Here is a 444-nt window from a genome sequence, read left to right on the forward strand (position 1 = left end):
TTTCCATACTATATTTCCATATATTATATTTTAAAATAGACAGAAAGCAGCTTAAATAGGTTAAATGACTTATTTTCAGCAGCCGAGATGCTCATCATTAACGCCAAAAGACTCACTTAAACGGCATATCCATTCATTGATCTCCTCTATGTATCCATGATAAATTCCCTAAAAAAAAAGAGACAGTGATTAACCGTCTCCTTTGCCTTGTATCATGATTCTAATAATGTCGTTAACTGCAGTCCCAGTTGTACAAAACGTTTGAGAAATCTTTTTTCTTCAAATCTTCCGGTCTGATAAAGAAATTGGCGATTCCCACATCTCCCCACATCGAATCAATGTCATCATCTGAATCAATTTGCAAGAGCAGAATCGTATGGTTTTGATGGGAATAAGACCGCGGATCTTCCTGGGTGAAGGACGCATAGCCGCCGATTTTATGGC

The 444-nt window shown here is 37.6% G+C and carries 1 protein-coding gene; it reads right to left on the reverse strand.

Features of this window, described 5'->3' with window-relative positions; genetic code table 11:
• Positions 1-232 precede the first annotated feature (232 nt).
• On the reverse strand, positions 233-444 hold a 212-nt coding region (locus ACTD9P_RS29975; RefSeq protein WP_438870473.1), incomplete at its 5' end, for a DUF1963 domain-containing protein.

The sequence above is a fragment of the Pseudomonas onubensis genome (assembly GCF_965653655.1).
GTDB lineage: Bacteria > Pseudomonadota > Gammaproteobacteria > Pseudomonadales > Pseudomonadaceae > Aquipseudomonas.